This is a genomic window from Sphaerisporangium sp. NPDC051017 (assembly GCF_040683095.1).
GTDB lineage: Bacteria > Actinomycetota > Actinomycetes > Streptosporangiales > Streptosporangiaceae > Sphaerisporangium.
The window spans coordinates 1-1,838 of the sequence record NZ_JBFBCI010000137.1; the positions used below are offsets into that span (position 1 = coordinate 1).

Annotated in this window: 1 protein-coding gene; it reads left to right on the forward strand. The window is 67.4% G+C overall.

Translation table 11 applies throughout. From position 1 onward, the window contains the following. The first annotated feature begins 181 nt into the window (after positions 1 to 181). Complete coding sequence (istA, locus tag AB0M95_RS40790; protein WP_363777096.1) at positions 182 to 1,762, forward strand: IS21 family transposase; 1,581 nt, start codon at positions 182 to 184, stop codon at positions 1,760 to 1,762. Positions 1,763 to 1,838: the final 76 nt, after the last annotated feature.

Sequence of the window (1,838 nt, forward strand, 5' to 3'; positions counted from 1 at the left end):
TGTCGACGATCACGGAATTGCGCAGCGGTGAGGCGGTTGCAATCACGTAATTGAGCATGCCGATCACGTAATTGACCCTGTTCAGGGCGTGCGTGTCGGGGTGGACCTGGTCATCGGAAGATCAGCATTCTGGCCCTCGTCTTCAACGACGGGGGAGCCGATGGCGAGGAGGACGTTCGACATGGTCGATATCACCGAGATCCTGACGCACTGGTATGCGGGCCGCTCGAAGAACGAGATCGCGGAGAGTTTGGGTGTCGCCCGCAACACGGTGCGCAAATACCTGGCCCCAGCGGAGGCTGCCGGTATCGTCCCGGGCGGGCCGCCGTTGTCCGCTGAGCAGTGGTCGGTGCGGGTGCGCGAATGGTTCCCCGAGCTCGCCGATGTTCGGCTGCGGCAGGTGACCTGGCCGACGATTGAGCAGCATCGGGATTACATCGTCGCGCAGCTCAAGGCAGGGGTGACGGTATCGACGGTCCATCAGCGGCTGCGCGATGAGCACGAACTGGCGGTGAGTATCGCTTCGATGCGCCGCTATGTGGCCGCGAACCTGCCCGAGGAGGTGCGGGCGGCGCAGGTGCGGGTGCTACGGCTGCGTGAGGCCGAGCCCGGTGAGCAGGCGCAGATCGACTATGGCCGGCTGGGCCGGTGGATGGACCCGGCGACCGGTCGCCGGCACACGGTGCAGGCGTTCGCGATGGTGCTGCCCGCTTCCCGGCACATGTTCATCTACCCGGTGATCAAGATGGATCAGCAGGCGTGGAGCGCTGCGCACGTGGCCGCGTTTACCTTCTTCGGCGGGACTCCGGCTCGGCTGGTGCCCGACAACCTCAAGACCGGGGTGGACCGGCCGGATCTGTATGACCCGAAAATCAACCGCGCCTATGCCGAGCTGGCCGCGCACTACGGCTGCCTGATCGACCCCGCGCGGGCTCGCAAGCCGCGTGACAAGGCCAGCGTGGAGCGACCGATGCCCTATATCCGCGACAGCTTCTGGCGTGGCCGCACCTTCATCAGCGTGGAGCAGATGCGCGAGCAGGCCCTGCGGTGGTGCACCGAGGTCGCCGGAGCCCGCCACTGCCGTCCGCTGGGTGGGTCAGCTCCGCTGGTGGTGTTCGAGGCGATCGAGCATTCCAGGCTGCAGTCCTTGCCCAAGACGCCGTTTGTGCTGGCAGGCTGGTCGGTGGCCAAGGTAGGCCCCGACATCCACGCCCGGGTGGGCAAAGTGCTGTACTCCATCCCGTGGCGGTATCTGGGATGCCGGCTCGATGTCCGCTCCACCGCCGCCATGGTGCAGTTCTTCCACGACGGGCAGCTGATCAAGACCCACCCTCGCAAATCGATCGGCAAGCAGACCGATCTGACCGACTACCCGCCGGAGAAGATCGCCTTCCATCTGCGCACCCCGGCCTGGTGCCGCAGCAAGGCTGAACAGATCGGGCCGGGGTGTGTCCAAGTGATCGCCGCCCTGCTCGCTGAGAACGCGCTGTATCGGCTGCGGGCCGCCCAGGGCGTGCTCGGCCTGGGCGACAAGCACGACCCCGGGCGTCTGGAAGCCGCCTGCGCCAAGGCGCTGGCGGTCGGCGACCCGTCCTATAAGACGATCAAAGGCATCCTGATCGCCGGCACCGACACCGAACCCGCCCCGCCCGGACACCCACCCACCGGCGCGGGCGCGTTCCTGCACGGCCCTGCCCGCCTGTTCGCCCTGGACGGCGGCCGGAGCGACACCGGCGATGCGAGCGGACAGGCCGCCTCATGACCAGCCCCCTTACGACCACGCCGACCACAGCCACGCCTGCCACTACCACGACCGCGACCGCGCCACCGGTGCAGAT

Excerpts from the sequence above, each read along its gene's own strand:
- istA (WP_363777096.1), top strand. The coding sequence starts at position 182 with ATGGTCGATATCACCGAGATCCTGACGCACTGGTATGCGGGCCGCTCG.